The following is a 20,526-nucleotide window of genomic DNA, read 5'->3' as shown; positions in this document are numbered from 1 at the left end:
ACTGACATGAGTCAAGACGGCATCGAACTCGACACCTCGCTCGGCTACCTGCTGAAGGAGGCGTCGAGCGCGCTCCGCGCCGCCATGGAGGAGGTGCTGCGGCCGCTCGGCATGACCGTCACGCACTACTCGTGCCTCGAGCTGCTGGCGCAGCGACCCGGCCTGTCCAACTCCGAGCTCGCGCGCGGAGCCTTCGTGACCCGCCAGAGCATGAACGTGCTGCTCCAGGCGCTCGAGCGCGAGGGCCAGGTCGCGCGCGCGGCCGAGGCGCCTGTGGGCAAGGCTCTGCCCACGCGGCTCACTCCGGCCGGCCGGCGCAAGCTCGCGAAGGCGTCTGCGGCGGTGCGTTCGGTGGAATTGCGGATGCTCGCCGGGCTCGGTGCGGATGACCGGGAGGCTGCCCTGCGCATCCTGCGCGCCATGATCCGAGCGCTCCGCGCCGGCCCTGAAAATTGACCCGAAGGATGTTGGCACTCGGGTAGGGAGAGTGCTAAATTGTGAATACCTGAGTCACAGGCACTCAACTTCACAGAAAGGGGAATTTTCATCATGGCTATGTCTTTCGATCCTTTCAGCGAACTGGACCGCTTGACGGGGAGCCTGCTGCAGTACCGGCCCGGCCCGAAGGTCATGCCGGTCGACCTGTACAAGGAGGGCGACCACTACATCCTCTCCGCCGACCTGCCGGGCATCGATCCCGGGTCGGTCGACGTGGATGTCGATGGGCAGTTGCTCACCATCCGTGCTCAGCGCACCACCGCATCCGTCGACGGCGCGAACTGGCTCGTGCAGGAGCGACCGAGCGGCACCTACCACCGGCAGTTCAGCCTCGGCGACGGCGTCGACCCGGAACGTATCTCGGCGAGTTACGAGAACGGGGTGCTGAGCGTGCTCATCCCGGTGAGCGAGCGCGCCAAGCCGCGCAAGATCGAGGTGCAGTCGGGGTCGAGCTCGGCGGAGCAGAAGACGATCTCCGTCTGACCCACGGCACGCGTTCTTCGGGGAGGTGTCGTCCCGTGTACGTAGCCACTCCCGCGCCCGCGCCGGTGCTTGCGGGAGAGCCGGTCGATGAGCGGTTCCTCGACCTCGTCATCGAGGTCCAGGAATTAGTCGACCTCGCGTTCGCCCAGATCGTGAGGAGCATTCGGCCCCCAGTAGTGAAAACCGGCTGCGCGGAACACCGACCACACCGCCGTGCCGCCGCGGCGGGGCAGGACTGGGCTCTGCCCCGCGGCGGCCGGCGGCGCGAGCATCATGGGCGCAACCGGGAGAGGTCGCCTCCGCGGCTCTGACCGGAGTGGTGGGCCGCCGACGCGCGCGGCGCTCCACCACTCCTGAATGGCCGATCGCTAGTCCGGCGGCAGAACCGTGACGGTGCGGGCTTCTCCCGTGGCTTCGCCGCTCACGGTCCAGGTGAATGTCGTCGCAGCAGGCCGTTGATGCGAGAACGCGGAGAAAAAGATCCGGACGGAGGAAGACGCTCCCGGGGCCAGTCCTCCGCTGAAGATCATGCCGCTGAAGGACCCGCCTCCGGGTGTCAGGATGGGCCGCCATTCGGGCACGACCCCGGCGCCTGCGAAAAGGAAGGCTCCCAAAGGGATCGCTGTCAGGATCACCGGGTCGTTGACGGCGACGGTCGACTCGTTCTTGAGCGTCATCGTCGTGTCCGCCTGGTAGTAGCCCTCAGGACCGAATGGCCCCGCTGCTGTGACCGGGTCGGGCGCGATCGAGACCGTCACGCGCGGCAGCGCCTGAGAGGCCGCTGCAGCGGGTGCGGCTATGGCCAAGGCGATGACCGGCAGGCTCCATGCCGCGCCGAGTGCGGTTCGTCGCGTCACGTCGGCATTCGCCGCTCCGGCACTTCTGCGGTGGTTCACGAGGCGACGGCGTTGGAGGGACGGGGGGCGCGACGGGCGTACTGTCCGGGCCTGAGTCGTGCTCGGCGAAGTAGGAGCAGCCCGGTGATGATGATCGCTGCGTGCACGGTGATGAACAGGGTGTTGCTCAACACGGAGTAGCCCTGGCTGATCATGAAGACGTCATGGCCGATCCCGCGCACCAGCGACAGTGCGCACGTCAGCAGGACCAGTGGTTCAAACCATCGGGGCGCGAACGACGCACCGATCAGGAAGGCGCCCAGAACGAGTTCTTCCAACCCGAACATGAACAGGTAGTCGACGAATCCCTGCCACGCCGGCCCGTCGGTCGCAGCGTCGAATCCGGGAACGAGAAGGGTCACTCGCCCGGTGTTGATGGCGGGAATGAAGGTGCTCCCCAGGACCAGATACACGGCTCCGACCGCTCGGAACCACCACGCTAGACTTTTCATATGCGCACCGTATCATTGATTATTACGGCATACTAGTTAAAGCAGTCGACGCGTTCGACGTCGATGGAGGAGGCGGAAGAGTATGTCTGATGTTCGCGTGAAGGAGGCAGTGGGGTTGTCCGCGGTGCGGGAGCGCTGCAGGCCGGCGTGGGCGGTGTGGGGTGGAATGGCGATCACTGTCGGCGGTGCGTTGTTGCTGGTCGCCACGCTCGTCGAGGTGCCGCTGGCCGATGGAGCGGACTCGGCGCCGGGTCTGCTCGGCGTGTTCGTTGTTCTGTTCTTCGGGAGTGCGGTTGCGCACGCACTGTCGATGATCGCTCTGGCCGGTGGACGTACCGGTGCGGATGGCGTGATCGGGTCGTCGCTCGTGGGCCGGATCGCACTGCTCGGGTTCGGTGGTGTGTTCCTCACCCTGCAGACGGTGTACTACACGGTCACGTACGCTCTTCCTCCGGCGCAGGACTACGGGGGAGTGCTCGTTCTCACGACGGTGCTGGGGGTCTTTCAGCTCGTGCTGCTGATGGTGGGATCGATCGTGATCATCCGTGCCGGCGTGGCCACCGGGGCGGCCCGGTGGGCGCTCTTGGCGCTCACGGTCGTGGCGATCATCACCGGCGCCGTCGCGAACACGACGGAGAGCGCGGAGGTCGCGACGGTGGCGTTGCTGTGCTCGACCGGGGCGCAGATCGTGGTGGGGCTGGTTTTCGCGACGGCGAAGGGGGCGGCCACGGTAACGTCGGAGCATGGTTCGCGCGTATAGCTCGCCCCGACGGGAGGCGCTGGCGGCGTCGACGCGCGCGGCGATCGTCGCCGCCGCTGCGAAACTGTTCGTCCGGGACGGGTACGTCGCGACGTCCCTGAAGGCGATCGCGGCGGAAGCGGATGTCGCGGTGCCTACCGTGCAGCTCCAGGGCAGCAAGCACTCGCTCCTGATCGCAGCATTCGAAGTGGCGTTCGCCGGCGACGAAGGCACACACTCCCTCGCCGACCGCCCGGAACTCGTCGCCATCATGGCCGAGCCCGATTTCGCGACCGCGGTCGACCGCTACGTGACATTCCTCGATGACGCCAACCAGCGAGCCGCGGGGATCATCCGGGCGATGGCCGCGGCCGCAGATGCGGATCCGGCCGCGCGCGCCGCCTATGACGAGCTCGAGCAACGTCGGCATCGGGACATGCTCATCGCCGCGGGCTGGTTCGCCAGCCGTGACCGCATCCCCGCCGAGCGCATCGCCGACGCGGCTGATGTCCTGGGCTACATCACCGGGGCCGACGCCTATCTGCATTTCACGCAGTCCCGGGGCTGGTCGCGGGATCGATGGAAGGCCTGGACCGCCCGGCAGCTCGCCCATCTCGCCGACCATCTCCCGGAGCCCGCCTGACGCGCATCGCTCGAACGACGCCGCGCCGTGTCAGCCTGCCGTGAGGGCGACGGCCGTTTCGATGTCGTCGACCAGGCCCGTCACTCCTCGGGATGCGGAGATCGACTCCCCGATCCGCGCGCTCGCCCGGGCGAACCGCGGATCGGACAGCACGCGGCGCACCGCTTTCCCGACTGCTTCGGGAGACGGCCGGCCGGTGCGCAGGCTTACTCCCGCACCCGACCACTGCACCCGCGCCGAGGTCTCCACCTTGTCCTCGGAATCTCCCGCGATCACGATGGGCACGCCGAACCGCATCGCATGATGCAACCCGCCGTACCCACCGTTCGTCACGAACGCCGAGGTCCGCGCCAAGAGGGCGTCGTAGTCGAGGTACGACGCCGCGAACGCGTTTCCCGGCAGCGCGGGGAGCAGGTTCATGTCGGCGCCGCCCGCCGACACCACCACCTGCACGTCCTCGCCCGCCAGGGCTTCCAGTGTGGGTTCGATGAGCTCAGAGAAATCGGTGTTCGCCACAGTGCCTTGCGTCACATGCACCAACGGCACACCGTCCTTCAGCCGTTCCCACCACTCAGGGGCCGGCCGTGTCCGTTTGGTCTGACCCACCATCGGACCGTAGAACCGCAGATCCGGCCCGTCGCGTCGCGGGTACTCGAACTCAGGCACCGTGAACTGCGCCAACATGTCGCTGCGCGCCAGTACATCCATGAAGAAGGCGCCATCGAGCCCCGGCGCTCCCACGCTGGACAGGTACGCATCGAGCGCGCGATGCGCGGGGCGCAAGACCAACCTGGAGGTGCGGTTCAACACGACGTCACGGACCAGGCCCAGCCGACGGTGAGGCGAGGGGACGATCCCAAGCCCGTACGGTGGGCAATCCCTGCTGGAGAAACCGGCCGGCCCGATACCGCACATCACAGTGAGTGGCCGCTCTGCCCGAGGTCGCCCGAAGAGAGCCTGCACGCCGAGGAACGTCATGTCGTGCACCACCACGTCGGCCCGCTCCTGGTCCAGCAACTCCAGCATCCGGCCGGCGGCGTGGTAGGCGGGCCGGATGAACGCCTCCTCGACGCCGCGGTTGATCGTCGCGATACCGCGATTCCGCTCGTCCTCGCCGACCGCGTCCAACGTGTCCGCCTCGGGCGGAAGCTCGACGAACTCGACGCCCGCCGCTTCCACCATAGGGCGATAGCGTCGACCCGAGAGGAACCGCACCCGCCACCCGCGTTCCACCAGCTCGGACGCGACCACCAGCAGTGGACCCACATGCCCCACGGCCGGCATGCTGCACATCACAACGGAACCCGCCGCCATCGTCTCTCCTCCGGAAATTGACTATGTAGCTAAAATAGTCAATTTTGGCCGCGTGCTGCGACCGAGCCGACGCGTTTCCAGCTGAGGGGTGCGAGCGCGACCACGACCTCGCTGGGTGAACCGTCGTCACCGGACGCCACGACCCGCACGGCGCGCTCGGTGCGGTCGAGGTTCGCGGCGAGCACGGTGGTGCCGGCGGGCGTTCGGGCGCCGACCGCCCAGAGGAGACCGTCGGGCGAGTCGCCGGTGAGCAGGTCCGCGCCGGCGAGCGATGCCAGGGCCGCAACGGCGGCCGCCACCGGCAGCGGGGCACCCGAAGGGGTGCGGATGCCGCGCGGGCCCCACTCCTCGAAGTAGGTCAGACCCACGACGCCCGGCACCGCGAGGGCCGCCGCGCTCGCGATGGTCCAGGCGGCGAGCTCAGGCGTGGACTGCCGCGGGTCGATGCTGCCCGTGAACTCGGCGCCGTAACCTTCCGCCAGGTTGTCGCGGGTGGGTGCGGGCTGCGGACCCGTCGCCACGTCGTTGAAGCGCGGACGCAACGTCACCGGGCCGATCCGCACCGGGCGCCCCTCCGCGTACTCGACGGTCTGGCGCGCGACCAGCCGCTGCATCGCCACCGATTCGATCAGCTGCGCGGTCGAGGTCGCGTGGAACTGGGGCGTGACCGTCGTGACGAGTTCGGCGACGTCGGCGGGCATCCGGTCGCGCTCGCGATTGAGCTCGGTGAAGTGTGAGCGGCTTCCGCCGACCACCGGGGCCGCGACGCCGGCGGCCGCGAGGGCGGCGCGCAGGGCGTCGACCCAGGCTGCGACCGAGACGTGGAAGAAGGGGTGGAAGACCGCGATACGGGCGAGACGGATGCCGCGCAGGGCATCCGCGAGTGCGTCCAGCTGGTCGCGATCGGGTTCGCGCAGCACGACCCGCACGTCGAGGGGTGCGCCGCGCCCGGCGGCGCGCTCGAGCGCGGCCCGCCAGTTCGGGGTGTCGAGATCGAGCTCGACGAGCAGTTCGCCGCCGACGCCGGGCAGCCCCGCCGGCTCGGGCCCGGGCGCACTCGACGCCGCCACCCCCACCGCCGGGAACGCCCCCGCGCCGGCGAGCACGATCCGCGCCGCCTTCCCGCCGGTGCCCGCCCCATCCGATCGCGCCGCCGCCTCGCCCCAGGCGGCGGATGCCGCGTCGGGGGTGGGCGGGGCGGCGGCGGGGAGCGGGCGCACCGCGACGTCGATGCGCTGGAGCACACGCGCGCCGGCGGCGAGCTCGTAGGGGAAGGGGAGGGACAGCGGGCGGCTGTACGTCTTGTACGACGCATCCGTCCAGTTGCGCTGGTCCTCCATCTCGAAGGTGTCGCCCACGAACGAGAGGTCGATCGACAGGCCGTCGTCCTCCCACGCCAGCCCCGCGATGTCGAACACGGGCTGGTGCGCACTGATCGCCACCGGGAAGATGGTGCGCGACGACGCCCCCGACGGATGCCGCACCGCCAGCTCCGCCCCGCTCGCCTGCGGCGGGTGCAGCACCACGAGCCCGGTGCGGTTCGTGGCGAACGCGCTGTGGGACACCGCGTCGAAGGTCACCGAGAGCCCGTCCGGCCCCGCCACCTCCACCGCGATCGCACCGCGGATGTCGCTCCCGTACCCCTCCGAGCGCAACGGCACCCGCAGCATCCGCTCGCCCACTTCGGGCGCGCCGATCACCCACGACGCCGTGTTCCAGTCCCGGTCGCGCACGACGGCGCGGATGCTCCGCAGCACCCGCCGCCCCTTGTACCGCAGCTCGGCGATCTCGTCGCCGCGGAGCTCCAGCGACCAGGGCCCCGAGGTCCATGCGACGCCCCCGTCGTCCCACTCCGCGCTCACCATCAGGCGAAGCTACCGCGATCAGCGCGTGATCGCGGGCAGGTGCAGCATGCGCGCGAGGTTCTTGTCGAGCTCGTCGTCGCGGAAGATCTTCTTCCAGTCGTCCTTGATGATGCTCTCGCGCCCGTAGTCCATGGCGATCAGGCAGGCGTCGCTGAACGGGTTGTCGCCGCGCAGACCGTTCGCGAGCGCGACCTGGGTGTGCCCGTACAGGATGCTGCGGGCCGCCGCCGCGGGCACGCCCATGGTGTTGATGGTCTCCTCCAGCGCCTCGTTGAGCAGCGCCCCGATCATGCACGCCACCGTCTCCACGAGGGTCGGCTCGAGCTGCGCGAGCTGCTTGATCGTCACGAAGTGCACGTCGATCACCGGCGCGTAGATCGCGCGCACGGTGGCCTCGACGATGGCCTTGTGCTCCGGGGCATCCGACTCGACGGCCGCGATCGCATCCTGCGGCGCCGCGATGCCGCCGAAGGTGTCGGCCCACTCCTCGGGCGTCTGGCGCTGCAGGAAGATCGAGGGGTGGCACGGATGCGCGACCGCCTGCACGACGTCGTCGCGCGTCGTCAGCAGCCCGGCGTACGCGGCCGCCGGGTCGAGGGTCAGCACGATCGCGCCCGGCTTCAACTGCGGCACCAGGTCGGCGGTGACCGGCCCGAGCGCCAGGTCGGGCACCGCGAGCACGACGATGTCGGCGTCGGCGACTGCGGTGGGGGCATCCGTCAGCTCACGGCCGGCGGCGAGCGTTCGCTCCTGCCCGGCGGGGGAGTTCTCGACGTACCAGACGGTGTGCGCGGTCTTCACGAGGTTGTTCGACACGCGCATGCCCATCTTCCCCCCGGCGCCGATGACGGCGATCTTGTAGGTGTCGGTGCTCGTATCGGTGCCGGCGGGCGTCGTGCTGCTCATGTCGTGCTCCTCAGGTAGTCGATGCTCTGGCGGGTCCAGGCTCGTTCGGTGCGGATGGTGGTCTCGGGGTCGCCCTGCCAGGGCAGCCAGTGCTCGACGATCTCGTCGATGCCGCGCTCACGCGGGCGCACGGTCTCGAGCAGGTGCGGGTAGTCGTGCAGGCCCTCGCCCATCGCGGCGCCGCTGTAGGTGAAGCCCACCCAGCCGGCCTGGCGGGCGAAGGCGAAGTCCTTCACGTGCACGTTGACGGTGCGGGCGGCGGTGCTCTCGACGCAGTCGCGGGGGAGCTCGAGCCGGGCGACGACGTTCGCCGGATCAAGGCAGATGCCGAGGTGCGCGCTGCCGATCTGCTCGACGAGGGCGACGAGATCGGCGGTGGCGACCTGCTCGTAGGTCTCGAGAGCGAGCGTGACGCCGGCCGCCTCGTAGGCGGGGAGGGCGGCGCGCAGCTGGGTCTCGGCCTCGGCGAGGGTGGGCCGCGAGTCGGGGCCGTAGAGCATTCCCCGCACGAGCCGCGCGTCGAACGCCTCGGCCAGCGCGAGGTAGCGCTCGAGGTGCTCGGGCGCGATCCCCTTGGTGCCGAGCTGGATGGTGAGCCCGAGATCGCGGGCGGCCGCGGCATGGTCGGCGACCTCGGCCTCCGGCATCGCGTCGAGCGGGGCGTAGTCGCAGATCTGGAAGAGCTCGACGTCGAGCGCCCGCGTCGCCTCGAAGGCGCCCCGCAGCGTGAGCGGCTCGTCGACCCGATCGGAGTGCTGCCAGAAGAACGCGTAGGTGCCGAGCCCGATCATGCGCCGGCCTCCGGCTCCGCGGCCTCCGGCTCCACGGCGGCCGCACCGCGGCGGGCGGCCGCGAGGGTCGCCGCCTCGGCGAGCACGGCGGCGAGCTTCGCCGGGTCGTGGCCGAAGCGGCCGAGGAAGAGCCCGTCGACGGTGCCGCCGAGCTGCGTGAGGAGGCCGGGCCCGGCCGACCCGCCGTAGATCACGGCGCTGCCCGCGCGCTCGGGGAGCGCATCCAGCGCCGCCCGCAACGCGGTCGCGACGGCCACGATGTGCTCCGCCGGTGCCGGCTCGGGCGCCCCGATCGCCCACACCGGCTCGTACGCCACGATGACCGGGCCGGCGGGCGCCCCCGCGAGATCGGCGTGCAGTTGAGCGACGACCGCGCCCGCCGCATCCGCCGGCACGAGCCGCTCCGACTCCCCGATGCAGAGCACCGGCTCGAGCCCGTGCGCGATCGCGGTGGCGGTCTTCGCGGCGGTGTCGGCATCCGTCTCGCCGAACAGGCGCCGGCGTTCGGCGTGCCCGATCTCGGCAACCCGCACCCCGATCTCGGCGAGCTCCGCCGCCGACACCTCGCCGGTGTAGGCGCCGGGCTCGAACGCCGACACGTCCTGGGCGCCGACCAGCGCGGGCGTGCCCCGGAACGCGTCGAGCGCGGCCGGGATCTGCAGATACGTGGGGATCGCGAAGAACCGCACCGACCCATCCGTCACCGCCGGCGACGCTTCCAGGCGCGCGCGCACGTCGGCGAACCAGGCTACGGCCTGCGCGTTGCCGAAATACGTCTTGAGGCTGATGCCGACGGTGACGGGTGCGGTCATCAGCAGGCGCCGGTGGTCTCGTACTGGTCGATCACGGCGACCTTCTCGGCCGAGGCCGAGGTGGGGTCGAAGCGGTAGCCGAGCCACTCCCGCACGAGCCGCCGGGCGAGTTCGATGCCCACCACGCGCTGGCCCATGGTGAGCACCTGGGCGTCGTTCGAGAGCACGGCGCGCTCCACCGAGAAGGAGTCGTGCGCGGTGACGGCACGGATGCCCGCCACCTTGTTCGCCGAGATCGCCACGCCGAGGCCGGTGCCGCAGATGAGCAGCGCCCGGTCGGCCTCGCCGCGCGCGACGAGTTCGGCGGCGGCGATGGCCACCTTGGGGTAGGCGGTGTGCCCGTCGGCGTCCACGCCCACGTCGACGACGGAGGCGACGCCCGGGTTCGCCTCGAGGTCGCGCTTCAGGATCTCCTTGTAGTCGAAGCCGGCGTCGTCGGCGCCGATCACGAGGCGCAGCGGGGCGAGGTCGGTCATGGTCGTGTCCTTTCGAGGGGGCGGATGCGCGCGGGCGAGGTCGGCGTCAGGGGAGGTCGGCGAGCACGGCCGCGAGAGCCGTGGCGATCAGGGCGAGCGAGACCGCGCCGGGGTCGGCGGTGCCGACCGCGTGCTCGCCGTGGGTGCGGGCGCGGCCCATGCGCGGGAGGAGCGCCGCCGTGTCGGCGGCGGCCGCGGTGGCGACCTCGGCCGCCGCGGCCCAGGCATCCGCGAGCGGGTTGCCCGCGGCGACGCCTTCGGACAGCGCGGCGCTGAACGGCACGAGCGCGTCGACGAGGGTCTTGTCGCCCGGTTCGGCCTTGCCGTAATCCATGACGCCGGTCGCACCGGCGGCGATCCCGGCGGCGACGCTCGCGCCGGACGGCGCGCCGCTGTCGCCGAGTTCGCCGGCAACGGCCCGGAGGATGACGCCCCACAACGCACCGGAGGTTCCGCCGGCCTTGTCGGCCCACGCATCCGCCGCCCTGGCCAGCGTCGTCTGCGCGCCTGCGCCCTGCTCGACCGCGGTGGTGGCCGCCGCGAGTGCCGCGTGCGACCCCCGCTGCATGCCGATGCCGTGGTCGCCGTCGCCGGCCACCGCATCCAGCCGGCCGAGCTCGTCGACGTTCTCGTCGATGACGGCGGCGATCGCGGCGACGGCGGTGTGCACCGTGCCCGCGACGGTGCGCGACTCGTCGTCGGCCGCCGGGACATCCGCCCCGCCCGCGCCCGCGGCGTCAGCTGCCGCGACCGCGTCGTCGACCCGGGCCGCCGTGACGACCGAGCCCCGCCGGTAGGCCGGCGTGTCGACGGGCGTCTCCCAGAGGCGCTCGAGCTCGTCGTCGAGCCAATACAGCGTGAGCGAGGTGCCCGCCATGTCGAAGGAGGTGCAGAACTCTCCCACCTGCGGGTCGACGATCACGACGCCCGCTTCGCGGAGCAGCTGGGCGATGCGCCGGTAGACGACGAACATCTCCTCGTACTTCAGCGACCCCAGACCGTTCAGCACGGGCACGACCCGGGCGCCGCGCGGCGATTCGACGCCGTCGGGCAGCTCGGCGGGGTCGAGCAGCGTCGCCACGAGCAGGGCGGCCAGCTCGTCGGCCGTCGGCACGGCGGCCTCGTCGATGCCGGGCTCGCCGTGGATGCCGAGACCGATCGCCATCCGCCCCGCCGGCACCGTGAACAGCGGCGCGTCGGCGCCGGGCAGCGTGCAGCCGGTGAACGCGACCCCGAAGGATCGGGTGCGCTCGTTGGCCTTCGCGGCGACGACCGCGACGCCGTCGAGGTCGTAACCGGCCTCCGCGGCCGAGGCGGCGGCGCGGAAGACGGTGAGGTCGCCCGCGATCCCGCGGCGCCGGTGCTTCTCGTCTACGGCGGCCGACTTCACGTCGTCGGTGACCGTGACGGTGGTGGCGGGGATGCCCTCGGCCACCAGTTGCGCCTGCGCCGCGTCGAAGTTCAGCACGTCGCCGGCGTAGTTGCCGTAGCTGAAGAACACGCCGCCGCCCGCATCCGCCGCCCTCGCCACTGAGAGCACCTGCTGCGTCGAGGGGGAGGCGAAGAGGTTGCCCATGGCCGCGCCGTGCGCGAGGCCCTGGCCCACGAGGCCGCCGAACGCGGGGTAGTGGCCGGAGCCGCCGCCGATCACCACGGCCACCTGCCCCTCGGGTACGACGGTCGAGCGCACGACGCCGCCCGGCACCCGGCGCACGGAGCGCTCGTTCGCCGCCACGAAGCCGTCGATCATCTCGTCGGCGAAGTCGGCCGGCTCGTTCCAGAGTCTGGTCATCGTTGTCCGCCCTTTCCACGTCCGCCGCCTATTTTGGCAAACCGGTTGACCAATTGCAACCGTGGCGACGGCTTCGCCGGTGGGTCAGGGGCTGCACGCGCGGCCGACGGTGCGGGCCGCGCGAGAGAACAGGGCTGTCCGGGCGCCCGCCGATACGCCCGGTAAGTTGTTCGCATGCCCTCGTACCCCGGCGACTCCAGCTCGGAGATCGCCGCCGCCCTCGACACGCTGCCCGCGCGCACCCCGGTGTCGGAGGTCGCGCGCCGCCTGCTCGACCTCTTCACGAGCGGATCGATCGCGGCCGGCACCCGCCTCCCGCCCGAGCGCCAGCTCGCCGCGACGCTCGGCGTCGGCCGCTCGGCGGTGCGGGAGGCGCTGGCGGCGCTCGAGATCCTCGGCATCGTCGACGTACGCCCCGGATCGGGCACCTACCTCCGCGGCGCGGCCAGCGAGCTGCTGCCGCAGACCCTCCGCTGGGGCCTCCTGATCGGGGAGCGCAACACGTCCGAGCTCCTCGACCTGCGGTCAGGGCTCGAGATCTACGTCGCCCGGCTCGCCGCGGGGCGAGCGGATGCGTCGGCCGTCGCCGCGATGACGTCCTCCCTCGAGCGGATGCGCCAGTCCGCGTCGAACGCGACGGCCTTCGCACGCGCCGATCGCGACTTCCATCTCGCCCTCTCCGCCGCGGCCTCGAACGCGACGCTGGTCGACCTCCTGCACGTGGTGCGGTCGCTGCTGCAGGTCTACGACGACCGCGCCGTGCACGCCACCGCCGAGATGACGGCGGCGATCGCCGAGCACGCGGCCGTGCTGGAGGCGGTCGAGGCGCGCGACGAGAACGCCGCCGCCTCGGCGATGGCCGCGCACATGGCCACCGCATCCGCCCGCCTGGCCAAGGCGGCCGCCCCCCGCGACTGACCCGCGCTCAGAACTCGGTGACCGCGGGACGACCCTCGAGGTACGCGATCATGTTGAGCACCAGGAAGTTCCAGTTCTGGAAGTTGTGCGTGATGATCGGCTCCCCGTTGTCAGGGTGGTAGTACTCGTGCAGCGACCCGTTCGTCTCGAGGTCGGCGCCGAACAACGACACGGTCTTCTCCGCGAGCTCGCGCGCGTCATCCGCGAAGCCGTACTTCACCAGACCCCGGAACACGAGGTAGTTGCTGATGCCCCAGATCGGCCCGAGCCAGTTCGACGGGTTGTTGGAGGCCCGTAGGTCGTACTGCTTCTCGAGCCGGGAGAGCGTGCGCACGCCGTAGTTCGCGTTGAATGTTCGTGCGTCGAGATAGCGCTCGCGCATCCGTTCGGCCTGCTGCTGCGTGGCGAACCCGGCCCACATCGGCAGGAAGCTCGACCAGTTGTCGATGCGCAGGAGCTGTCCCGACCAGTGGCGCGGGGCTCCGCGGTGCAGCCAGTCGTCGGTGTCGATCGGGCGGAGGCCGAGGTCGACGCCGTAGAAGGTGCCGTCGCGTTCGTCCCAGGCGTGGGTGTGCAGGGCGTCGGCGAGGTCTTGGGCGCGGCCGCGCCAGAGGTTCGCGGTGGGCAGGTCGCCGAGCTCCTCCCAGAGGTAGCCGGCGGCGAGCAGCTCACGGTACAGCAGGCTGTTGAGGTAGATGGCGGCGGTGGACTTGTCGGGCCGGTAGTACACCGACGGGTCGTTGTCGATGCCGACGGCGAAGTCGGTCTGCCAGTAGGCCAGGCCGAGCTCCGGATGCACGTGGCTCTCGAGATACCGGTTCAGGAACGCGTCGACGGTCGCCATGTGCGGCCGCAGCCACTCGGCGCTGCGGCGGCGGCGCGCGAGCAGGGCGGCGTGCTGGGCGAGCACCGGCTTGTGCATGTTCTGCGAGAAGCCGCCGGCACGGCTCGGGTCGCCGTGCTCGAGCGAGTCGACCGGGCTGAGGCGGATCGGCATCACCCCGTCTTCATCGGTGTGATCGAGGAAGTTCAGGATGCTGCCCTCTTCGTACCGGCCGAAGTGCCCGGGCCGCCCCGTGTCGGCCTCGACCTGGCCGAGGGCGATGCTGATCGTCCAGGCGTCCCAGTCCCAGAGGGCGCTGGAGTAGTAAGGGGAGTCGGGGCTCGAGGGCACCGTGTAGGGGTGGGCGAGGATGCCCTCCGGCTCCCGGGTCATCTCCTCGGCGCTCTCGTGGATGTACTCCGTCAGCAGTCGGCTCCAGCGTTCCAGCATCATCGCTCCCAGGTCGTGTCGGCGCTGACGATCCTAGCGTCGAAACGTTTCAATCCGCCAGCGGTGCGGACTTCTCCAACCTTGTCGGCGAGCGCGGTCCTATGGGGGTGCGGTCGCCGGGAGGTTTGGAGAAGTCCGCGGGTTCAGCCGCGGGCGGTGCCGTCGACGGCGTGGGGGTCGATCGCGGCGACCTCGGCGGGGGTGAGGGGGGCCGCATCCAGCGCCGCCACGTTCTGCTCGAGCTGCGCGACCGACGAGGCGCCGATCAGCGCCGACGTCACCTGCGGATGCCGCAGCACCCAGGTCAGCGCCAGTTGTGCCAGCGTCTGCCCGCGCCCCGCCGCGATCTCGTTCAGAGCCCGCGCCCGCGTGAGGTAGACGTCGTCCGTGGCCCGCGACTCCTGCAGGAAGTGCGAGGTCGCCGCCCGTGAATCCGCCGGCACGGTGCCGTCGAGGTACCGATCGGTGAGCAGTCCCTGCTGCAGCGGCGAGAAGACGATCGCGCCCGACCCCACCTCGTCGAGCACGGGCAGCAGCCCGCCTTCGATGTGGCGGTTGAACATCGAGTACGAGGGCTGGTGGATCGTGAGCGGAACCCCGAGCGACGCCAGGATCGCAGCGGCCCGCCGTGTGTCCTCCGGCGAGTAGTTCGACACGCCGACGTAGAGCGCCTTGCCCGAGGTCACCGCCGTCGCGAGCGCCCCCATCGTCTCCTCGAGCGGGGTCGAGGGGTCGAAGCGGTGCGAGTAGAAGATGTCGACGTAGTCGAGCCCGAGCCGCCCGAGCGACTGGTCGAGCGACGCGAGCACGCTCTTGCGCGAGCCCCACTCGCCGTACGGCCCCGGCCACATCAGGTACCCCGCCTTCGACGACACCACGATCTCGTCGCGGTACGACCGCAGATCGGACGCGAGGATGCGCCCGAAGTTCTCTTCGGCCGATCCGGGCGGCGGCCCGTAGTTGTTGGCGAGGTCGAAGTGGGTCACGCCGAGGTCGAAGGCCCGCCGAACGATCGCGCGCTGCGTCTCGAGCGGCCGCGTCTCACCGAAGTTGTGCCAGAGCCCCAGCGAGAGGGCCGGCAGCAGCAGGCCGCTCCGCCCGGAGCGGTGGTAGGTCATCCGCTCGTAGCGGTCGGGGTCAGCGGGGTAGGTGCCGTGGGGCATCAGGAGTCCTTCCGGGAGGGATGGCGAGTGCCACCTCGATCATGCCAGGCGAACGGATGCGCTCACTCCGCGCTGCCCGCGGGCGCCGGCCCCGTGCTCTCCCGCACCACGAGCCGCGTCTCGACCATGAACGTCGACGGCACCGCCGGCTGCCCCTCGATCTCGGCGACCAGCACCTCGATGCCGGTCTGCCCGACGGCGTCGAAGCTCTGGTGGATGGTGGTGAGCGGCGGCCAGAACGAGTCCGACTCGGCCATGTCGTCGAACCCCACCACGCTGATCTCCTCCGGCACCCGCCGCCCCGCCTCGTGGAAGGCGCGCAGGATGCCGAGGGCCATCTGGTCGTTGCCGGCGAACACGGCCGTCACATCCGGTCGCTGCAGCAACTCGATGCCCGCGCGGTAGCCGGATGCGGTGGTCCAGTCGCCGCGCACCACCGGCGGCACCACGCGTCCCGCCTCCTCCAGCGTCGCCCGCCACGACGCCTCACGCCGGGTCGCCGAGTAGGAGTCGGACGGCCCCGCGACATGCCACACGGTCGGATGCCCGAGCTCCAGCAGATGGGAGGTCGCCAGCCGCGCCCCCATGCTCTGGTCGGTGTCGATGACGGGGTAGTCGGATCTCTCGCTCGAGTCGATGACGACGACGGGCAGACCCTCGGGCAGCTCGACGTCGGCCTGGCTCACGAAGTGCGCCTCGATCACGATCACGATACCGTCGACCGCCTGCTCCGCCAGCCGCGCGAAGGCCTTCGTCACGTGCTCCTGCGTGGGGGATTCGACCGGGATGAGGGTGATCGAGTATCCGGCCCGCGCCGCGGCGATCGAGATGGACTCCAGGGTGCGCATGTTGCCGAACGACGAGAGCGTGAACATGATCACGCCGATGGTGCGGTACTGCCCCGAGCGCAGCGCCCGGGCGGCGCGGTTGGGCCGGTAGCCGAGTTCGCGCATGGCCGCCAGCACCCGGTCGCGGGTGGCCGGTTCGACGTTCGACAGCCCGTTCGAGACCCGCGAGACCGTCTGGGTCGAGACCCCGGCGGTGCGTGCCACATCGGCCATGGACGGCCCGCGGTGCCGCTTGGAACCGGCTCGGACTGTGTCGGTCACGTACTACACCCCTGATCGAGTCGAGTGGCTACGATTTCGCGCCGCCACTTGCATGGTTACGTGAACATGTTATGCTCACTCCGTTCATGTTGACGTAAACATGCTCGCGACACAAACCACAGAACAGGATGTTGACAATGGCGTCGGTGCCGATCACGCGATCCCGCCCCCTCCGCCGTGCGCGCCGTGACTGGCGCGGCTGGGGCTTCGTGGCCCCGTTCATGGTGGTCTTCCTCGCCGTGCTGGTGGCCCCGGTGGTCTACGCCATCGTCTTGAGTCTGTTCCGCCAGCAGTTGGTCGGCGGCAACGGCTTCGTCGGGCTAGCGAACTACGCCCAGCTCTTCCAAGACCCGAAGTTCTGGGAGTCGCTGTTGCGCGTCACCCTCTTCCTCGTCATCCAGGTGCCGATCATGCTGGCCCTCTCGCTCTTCGTGGCCCTCGCCATCGACAGCGCGCGGCTGCACGGCTCGAGCTTCTTCCGCATCGCCATCTTCCTGCCGTACGCCGTGCCCGGCGTGGTCGCCGCCCTCATCTGGGGGTTCATCTACGGCAACCAGTTCGGGCTCGCGGGTTCGATCAACGACCTGATCGGCGTCGACCTGCTGCAGCCGTTCTCCTCCGACTGGATCCTCGCCTCCATCGGCAACATCGTCACCTGGGAGTTCATGGGCTACAACATGCTCATCTTCTACTCGGCGCTGAAGGTCATCCCGGGCGAGCTCTACGAGGCCGCCGAGCTCGACGGCGCCGGCCAGTTCCGCATCGTCTCCGGCATCAAGCTCCCGGCCCTCCGCGGCGCGATCGTCATCGCCACCGTGTTCTCCATCATCGGCAGCTTCCAGCTCTTCAACGAGCCGAACCTGCTCAAGGCGCTCGCGCCCAACGTCATCTCGAGCTACTTCACCCCGAACATGTACGCCTACAACCTCTCGTTCGCCGGGCAGCAATTCAACTACTCCGCCACGGTCGCGATCGTGATGGGCATCATCACCGCGGTCATCGCCTACATCGTGCAATTGCGCGGCTCCCGTCAGGAGGTGCGCTGAGTTGAGCGCCGTCACCACTCCCCGCAGCGCCGGCACGAAGCCCCGCCGCCGCCCCGCCTTCGTGCAGAGCCGCAAGCCCACCGAGGGCCGGCGCACCCGCAAGTCGATCACGCTCACCATCGTGATGGCCATCTTCGTCATCTACTCCGTCGTGCCGCTGGTCTGGCTCATCGTCAACGCCACCAAAGACCAGGGCGACCTGTTCGCCACCTTCGGCCTCTGGTTCGGCCCCGACTTCAACCTCTTCCAGAACATCGCCGACACGCTCACCTACCGGGGCGGCATCTTCGTGCAGTGGTTCGGCAACACCCTGCTCTACGTCGTCGTGGGAGCGGGGGGCGCCACCTTCCTCGCCACCCTGGCGGGCTACGGCCTGGCCAAGTTCAACTTCCCCGGCCGGCGCGCGGTGTTCGCGGTGGTGCTCGGTGCCGTCGCCATCCCGGGCACGGCACTCGCGGTGCCGACGTTCCTCATGTTCAGCCAGCTCGGCATCACCAACACGCCGTGGGCGGTCATCCTGCCCTCCCTGATCAGCCCGTTCGGTCTCTACCTGGTCTGGACCTTCGCGGCCGACGCGGTGCCCACCGAGATCCTCGAAGCAGCGCGGATGGACGGGGCCGGCGAGCTCCGCACCTTCTTCACCATCTCGCTGCGGCTGCTCGCCCCCGGCATCGTCACGGTGCTGCTGTTCGCCGTGGTCGCCACCTGGAACAACTACTTCCTTCCGCTCATCATGCTCTCCGAGCCCACCTGGTACCCCCTCACCGTGGGGCTCAGCCAGTGGAGCGCGCAGTCCTCCGGCGTCGCCGCCCAGCCCATCTACAACCTGGTGATCACCGGCGCCCTGCTCACGATCGTGCCGATCGTGATCGCCTTCCTCTTCCTCCAGCGCTTCTGGCAGTCCGGCCTGAGCGCGGGAAGCGTCAAGCAATGACGAACCACCCCTGCACAACGAAGTGAAATCACCGAAAGGAAAACGGATGCGTTCCACGACACTGCGCCGCGTCGCGCTGGCAACGGCGTCGACCCTGGCGCTCGGCCTGAGCCTGGCCGCCTGCGCCTCGGGCGGCGGCTCCTCCTCCGGCGGCGGCTCCGCCGACGACATCGAGGCGGCCCTCGAAAAGGGCGGCACCATCACCTACTGGAGCTGGACTCCCTCGGCCGAGGCCCAGGTCGCGGCCTTCGAGAAGGCCTACCCGAACGTCGACGTGAAGTACGTCAACGCCGGCACGAACACCGACGAGTACACGAAGCTCCAGAACGCCATCACGGCGGGCTCGGGCGCTCCGGATGTCGCGCAGGTCGAGTACTACGCCATCCCGCAGTTCGCGCTCTCCGACTCGCTGGTCGACCTCACCTCCTACGGCTTCGGCGACCTGGAGAAGGACTACAGCGCCGGCCCCTGGAGTTCGGTGGCCTTCGACGGCAAGATCTACGGCCTGCCGCAGGACTCGGGTCCCATGGCGATGTTCTACAACAAGACCCTCTTCGACAAGTACGGCATCGAGGTGCCCACCACCTACGACGAGTACGTCGCCGCGGCCGAGAAGCTGCACGCCGCCGATCCGAACGCCTACATCACCAACGACACCGGCGACGCGGGCTTCACCACGAGCATGATCTGGCAGGCCGGCGGCCAGCCGTTCTCGACCGACGGCACGAACGTGACGGTCGACCTCCAGGACGAGGGCTCGAAGAAGTGGGCCGACGAGTGGAACAAGCTCGTCGAGGGCAAGCTCGTCTCCACCGTCCCCGGCTGGAGCGACGAGTGGTACAAAGCGCTCGGCGACGGCACCATCGCCACCCTGCTGACCGGTGCGTGGATGCCCGGCGTGTTCGAGTCGAGCGTGCCCCAGGCATCCGGTGACTGGCGAGTCGCGCCCATGCCCACCTACGACGGCACCCCGGTGACCGCCGAGAACGGTGGCGGTGGCCAGGTCGTGCTGAAGCAGTCGCAGAACCAGGCGCTCGCCGCCGGCTTCCTCAAGTGGCTGAACAACGACCCGGAGTCGATCAAGGTCTTCCTCGAGTCGGGCGGCTTCCCGTCGACCACGGCCGACCTCGAATCGAAGGACTTCCTCGCCGAGACCCCCGAGTACTTCGGTGGCCAGGCGATCAACGAGACCCTCGTCGACGCATCGAAGAACGTGCCCTCCGGCTGGCACTACCTGCCCTACCAGGTGTACGCCAACAGCATCTTCGGTGACACCGTCGGCCAGGCCTACAAGAACAGCAGCGACCTGAACAAGGGCCTGCAGACCTGGCAGGACCAGCTGGTCGACTACGGCAACCAGCAGGGCTTCACCGTCAACAAGTAACACCCCGGGGCGCGGCGGTCTCCCGGTGACCGCCGCGCCCTCCCCGTTCTCGAAAGGTTTCAGGATGCTCTCCGCCCGACTCGTGATCGACCCCGCCCGGGCGATCGCACCGGTTCCGCGCCGGCTCTTCGGCACCTTCGTGGAGCACATGGGCCGGAGTGTCTATCAGGGGATCTACGAGCCCGGGCATCCGTCGGCCGATTCCGCCGGATTCCGGGCCGACGTGCTCGCCCTGGTGCGGGAGCTCGGCGCCACCACGGTGCGCTACCCCGGCGGCAACTTCGTGTCGGGCTATCGCTGGGAAGACGGCGTCGGGCCGCGCTCGACGCGACCGGTGAGACTCGACGCAGCGTGGCACAGCGTCGAGACCAACCAGGTCGGGCTGCACGAGTTCGCCGAGTGGGCCGTGCAGGCCGGACTCGAGCTGATGTACGCGGTGAACCTCGGCACCCGCGGCATCGCCGAGGCGGCCGACGTGCTCGAGTACGCGAACCACCCGGCCGGCACCGAACTCGCCGAGCGCCGGCGGGCGAACGGCGCCGACGAACCCTTCGGCATCCGGCTCTGGTGCCTCGGCAACGAGGTCGACGGGCCGTGGCAGATCGGGCACAAGACCGCCGAGGAGTACGGGCGCCTGGCCGCCGAGACGGCGCGGCTGATGACCTTCATCGACCCGACGATCGAGCTCGTGGCGGCCGGCTCCTCGAACGCCGAGATGCCCACTTTCGGCGAGTGGGAGCGCACCGTGCTCCGCTACACCGTCGGACTCGTGCAGCACATCTCGCTGCACGCCTACTACGAAGAGGTCGACGGCGACGCCGCATCGTTCCTCGCCTCCGGCACGGCCCTCGACCGCTACATCGACGAGGTCGCGGCCATCATCGACGACGCGGGGGCGGGGCCGGGCTCCGAGCATCCGGTCGGCATCTCGGTCGACGAATGGAACGTCTGGTACCAGCGGCGCTGGAACGAGGTCGACAAGCCCGTGGTGATGAACGGGTCGTGGCCCGAGGCGCCGCGACTCATCGAGGA

21 protein-coding genes are annotated in these 20,526 nt (G+C 70.1%); 9 read left to right on the top strand and 12 right to left on the bottom strand.

All coding sequences use genetic code 11. The features are described 5' to 3' along the window. The first annotated feature begins 6 nt into the window (after positions 1 to 6). Together AC3WLB_RS20190 and AC3WLB_RS20185 are read left to right on the top strand one after the other, a co-directional pair. Positions 7 to 456 carry a MarR family winged helix-turn-helix transcriptional regulator gene (locus AC3WLB_RS20190; RefSeq protein WP_492509073.1) on the top strand — a complete coding sequence of 150 codons (450 nt, stop codon included), beginning with the start codon at positions 7 to 9 and terminating at the stop codon, positions 454 to 456. Between the two features lie 93 nt (positions 457 to 549). Further along, positions 550 to 981: an Hsp20/alpha crystallin family protein gene (locus AC3WLB_RS20185; protein ID WP_492509071.1), complete on the top strand. Its 432-nt coding sequence runs from the start codon at positions 550 to 552 to the stop codon at positions 979 to 981. A 368-nt stretch (positions 982 to 1,349) separates the two neighbouring features. On the opposite strand, the gene AC3WLB_RS20180 is transcribed toward AC3WLB_RS20185, so the two are convergent. Both AC3WLB_RS20180 and AC3WLB_RS20175 read right to left on the bottom strand, forming a co-directional pair. Further along, complete coding sequence (locus AC3WLB_RS20180; RefSeq protein WP_492509069.1) at positions 1,350 to 1,838, bottom strand: hypothetical protein; 489 nt, start codon at positions 1,836 to 1,838, stop codon at positions 1,350 to 1,352. Between the two features lie 35 nt (positions 1,839 to 1,873). Beyond that, complete coding sequence (locus AC3WLB_RS20175; RefSeq protein WP_492509067.1) at positions 1,874 to 2,329, bottom strand: BphX family protein; 456 nt, start codon at positions 2,327 to 2,329, stop codon at positions 1,874 to 1,876. Between the two features lie 82 nt (positions 2,330 to 2,411). On the opposite strand from AC3WLB_RS20175, the gene AC3WLB_RS20170 reads away from it, so the two are divergent. Together AC3WLB_RS20170 and AC3WLB_RS20165 are read left to right on the top strand one after the other, a co-directional pair. After that, complete coding sequence (locus AC3WLB_RS20170) at positions 2,412 to 3,089, top strand: hypothetical protein (RefSeq protein ID WP_492509065.1); 678 nt, start codon at positions 2,412 to 2,414, stop codon at positions 3,087 to 3,089. Beyond that, entirely contained in the window at positions 3,073 to 3,711 is a 639-nt protein-coding gene (locus tag AC3WLB_RS20165) for a TetR family transcriptional regulator (RefSeq protein ID WP_492509063.1), read from the top strand. Before AC3WLB_RS20170 ends, AC3WLB_RS20165 begins: the two co-directional genes overlap by 17 nt. A 30-nt stretch (positions 3,712 to 3,741) precedes the next feature. On the opposite strand, the gene AC3WLB_RS20160 is transcribed toward AC3WLB_RS20165, so the two are convergent. Genes AC3WLB_RS20160 through AC3WLB_RS20130 form a run of 7 tightly spaced genes read right to left on the bottom strand, consistent with a single transcriptional unit; the run spans position 3,742 to position 11,667 of the window. Beyond that, a complete protein-coding gene (locus AC3WLB_RS20160; RefSeq protein WP_492509061.1) occupies positions 3,742 to 5,025 on the bottom strand; it encodes a glycosyltransferase in 1,284 nt (427 codons plus the stop codon). A 38-nt stretch (positions 5,026 to 5,063) separates the two neighbouring features. After that, the gene (locus AC3WLB_RS20155) at positions 5,064 to 6,890 is read right to left on the bottom strand and encodes a D-apionate lactonase family protein (protein WP_492509059.1); all 1,827 of its coding nucleotides are present in this window, start codon (positions 6,888 to 6,890) and stop codon (positions 5,064 to 5,066) included. 18 nt (positions 6,891 to 6,908) lie between these two features. Then, positions 6,909 to 7,796 (bottom strand): phosphogluconate dehydrogenase C-terminal domain-containing protein, encoded by an 888-nt coding sequence (locus AC3WLB_RS20150; RefSeq protein ID WP_492509057.1) that lies wholly within the window; start codon positions 7,794 to 7,796, stop codon positions 6,909 to 6,911. After that, on the bottom strand, positions 7,793 to 8,587 hold the full coding sequence (locus AC3WLB_RS20145) for a sugar phosphate isomerase/epimerase family protein (RefSeq protein ID WP_492509055.1): 795 nt from the start codon (positions 8,585 to 8,587) through the stop codon (positions 7,793 to 7,795). Before AC3WLB_RS20145 ends, AC3WLB_RS20150 begins: the two co-directional genes overlap by 4 nt. Continuing rightward, entirely contained in the window at positions 8,584 to 9,399 is an 816-nt protein-coding gene (locus AC3WLB_RS20140; protein ID WP_492509053.1) for a triose-phosphate isomerase family protein, read from the bottom strand. The genes AC3WLB_RS20145 and AC3WLB_RS20140 overlap by 4 nt, the downstream gene beginning before the upstream one ends. Then, positions 9,399 to 9,875, bottom strand: a complete 477-nt coding sequence (locus AC3WLB_RS20135; RefSeq protein WP_492509051.1) for a ribose-5-phosphate isomerase — start codon at positions 9,873 to 9,875, stop codon at positions 9,399 to 9,401. The genes AC3WLB_RS20140 and AC3WLB_RS20135 overlap by 1 nt, the downstream gene beginning before the upstream one ends. Before the next feature lie 46 nt (positions 9,876 to 9,921). Then, positions 9,922 to 11,667 carry a dihydroxyacetone kinase family protein gene (locus tag AC3WLB_RS20130; RefSeq protein ID WP_492509049.1) on the bottom strand — a complete coding sequence of 582 codons (1,746 nt, stop codon included), beginning with the start codon at positions 11,665 to 11,667 and terminating at the stop codon, positions 9,922 to 9,924. A 174-nt stretch (positions 11,668 to 11,841) separates the two neighbouring features. Between AC3WLB_RS20130 and AC3WLB_RS20125 the strand changes: the two genes are divergently transcribed. Then, positions 11,842 to 12,585, top strand: a complete 744-nt coding sequence (locus tag AC3WLB_RS20125) for a FadR/GntR family transcriptional regulator (RefSeq protein WP_022897307.1) — start codon at positions 11,842 to 11,844, stop codon at positions 12,583 to 12,585. Between the two features lie 7 nt (positions 12,586 to 12,592). On the opposite strand, the gene AC3WLB_RS20120 is transcribed toward AC3WLB_RS20125, so the two are convergent. The 3 genes from AC3WLB_RS20120 to AC3WLB_RS20110 all read right to left on the bottom strand — a co-directional run bounded on the left by AC3WLB_RS20120 (position 12,593) and on the right by AC3WLB_RS20110 (position 16,082). Next, positions 12,593 to 13,858, bottom strand: coding sequence for an MGH1-like glycoside hydrolase domain-containing protein (locus AC3WLB_RS20120; protein ID WP_492509047.1), 1,266 nt, complete (start codon positions 13,856 to 13,858; stop codon positions 12,593 to 12,595). Positions 13,859 to 14,001: 143 nt separating this feature from the next. Continuing rightward, positions 14,002 to 15,021 (bottom strand): aldo/keto reductase, encoded by a 1,020-nt coding sequence (locus tag AC3WLB_RS20115; protein WP_492509045.1) that lies wholly within the window; start codon positions 15,019 to 15,021, stop codon positions 14,002 to 14,004. A 62-nt stretch (positions 15,022 to 15,083) separates the two neighbouring features. Then, positions 15,084 to 16,082: a LacI family DNA-binding transcriptional regulator gene (locus tag AC3WLB_RS20110; RefSeq protein WP_492509321.1), complete on the bottom strand. Its 999-nt coding sequence runs from the start codon at positions 16,080 to 16,082 to the stop codon at positions 15,084 to 15,086. 185 nt (positions 16,083 to 16,267) lie between these two features. On the opposite strand from AC3WLB_RS20110, the gene AC3WLB_RS20105 reads away from it, so the two are divergent. The 4 genes from AC3WLB_RS20105 to AC3WLB_RS20090 all read left to right on the top strand — a co-directional run. Then, the gene (locus AC3WLB_RS20105; RefSeq protein ID WP_492509043.1) at positions 16,268 to 17,176 is read left to right on the top strand and encodes a carbohydrate ABC transporter permease; all 909 of its coding nucleotides are present in this window, start codon (positions 16,268 to 16,270) and stop codon (positions 17,174 to 17,176) included. Between the two features lie 124 nt (positions 17,177 to 17,300). Beyond that, a complete protein-coding gene (locus AC3WLB_RS20100; RefSeq protein ID WP_492509319.1) occupies positions 17,301 to 18,110 on the top strand; it encodes a carbohydrate ABC transporter permease in 810 nt (269 codons plus the stop codon). Between the two features lie 46 nt (positions 18,111 to 18,156). Further along, positions 18,157 to 19,494, top strand: coding sequence for an ABC transporter substrate-binding protein (locus AC3WLB_RS20095; RefSeq protein WP_492509041.1), 1,338 nt, complete (start codon positions 18,157 to 18,159; stop codon positions 19,492 to 19,494). 64 nt (positions 19,495 to 19,558) lie between these two features. Further along, a partial coding sequence (locus tag AC3WLB_RS20090; protein WP_492509039.1) for an alpha-L-arabinofuranosidase family protein occupies positions 19,559 to 20,526 on the top strand: 968 nt, incomplete at its 3' end.

The sequence above is a fragment of the Herbiconiux sp. FW305-C-125 genome, assembly GCF_058783455.1.
The sequence above is the reverse complement of the archived record's forward strand: the minus strand, read 5'-3'. Positions and strand labels throughout refer to the sequence as shown.

Coding starts and splice junctions, on each gene's coding strand:
- AC3WLB_RS20150 (WP_492509057.1), bottom strand. CDS start 7,796: ATGAGCAGCACGACGCCCGCCGGCACCGATACGAGCACCGACACCTAC.
- AC3WLB_RS20100 (WP_492509319.1), top strand. CDS start 17,301: ATGGCCATCTTCGTCATCTACTCCGTCGTGCCGCTGGTCTGGCTCATC.
- AC3WLB_RS20125 (WP_022897307.1), top strand. CDS start 11,842: ATGCCCTCGTACCCCGGCGACTCCAGCTCGGAGATCGCCGCCGCCCTC.
- AC3WLB_RS20095 (WP_492509041.1), top strand. CDS start 18,157: ATGCGTTCCACGACACTGCGCCGCGTCGCGCTGGCAACGGCGTCGACC.
- AC3WLB_RS20110 (WP_492509321.1), bottom strand. CDS start 16,082: ATGGCCGATGTGGCACGCACCGCCGGGGTCTCGACCCAGACGGTCTCG.
- AC3WLB_RS20165 (WP_492509063.1), top strand. CDS start 3,073: ATGGTTCGCGCGTATAGCTCGCCCCGACGGGAGGCGCTGGCGGCGTCG.
- AC3WLB_RS20105 (WP_492509043.1), top strand. CDS start 16,268: ATGGCGTCGGTGCCGATCACGCGATCCCGCCCCCTCCGCCGTGCGCGC.
- AC3WLB_RS20175 (WP_492509067.1), bottom strand. CDS start 2,329: ATGAAAAGTCTAGCGTGGTGGTTCCGAGCGGTCGGAGCCGTGTATCTG.
- AC3WLB_RS20170 (WP_492509065.1), top strand. CDS start 2,412: ATGTCTGATGTTCGCGTGAAGGAGGCAGTGGGGTTGTCCGCGGTGCGG.
- AC3WLB_RS20140 (WP_492509053.1), bottom strand. CDS start 9,399: ATGACCGCACCCGTCACCGTCGGCATCAGCCTCAAGACGTATTTCGGC.
- AC3WLB_RS20190 (WP_492509073.1), top strand. CDS start 7: ATGAGTCAAGACGGCATCGAACTCGACACCTCGCTCGGCTACCTGCTG.
- AC3WLB_RS20120 (WP_492509047.1), bottom strand. CDS start 13,858: ATGCTGGAACGCTGGAGCCGACTGCTGACGGAGTACATCCACGAGAGC.
- AC3WLB_RS20160 (WP_492509061.1), bottom strand. CDS start 5,025: ATGGCGGCGGGTTCCGTTGTGATGTGCAGCATGCCGGCCGTGGGGCAT.
- AC3WLB_RS20185 (WP_492509071.1), top strand. CDS start 550: ATGGCTATGTCTTTCGATCCTTTCAGCGAACTGGACCGCTTGACGGGG.
- AC3WLB_RS20135 (WP_492509051.1), bottom strand. CDS start 9,875: ATGACCGACCTCGCCCCGCTGCGCCTCGTGATCGGCGCCGACGACGCC.
- AC3WLB_RS20155 (WP_492509059.1), bottom strand. CDS start 6,890: ATGGTGAGCGCGGAGTGGGACGACGGGGGCGTCGCATGGACCTCGGGG.
- AC3WLB_RS20145 (WP_492509055.1), bottom strand. CDS start 8,587: ATGATCGGGCTCGGCACCTACGCGTTCTTCTGGCAGCACTCCGATCGG.
- AC3WLB_RS20130 (WP_492509049.1), bottom strand. CDS start 11,667: ATGACCAGACTCTGGAACGAGCCGGCCGACTTCGCCGACGAGATGATC.
- AC3WLB_RS20115 (WP_492509045.1), bottom strand. CDS start 15,021: ATGCCCCACGGCACCTACCCCGCTGACCCCGACCGCTACGAGCGGATG.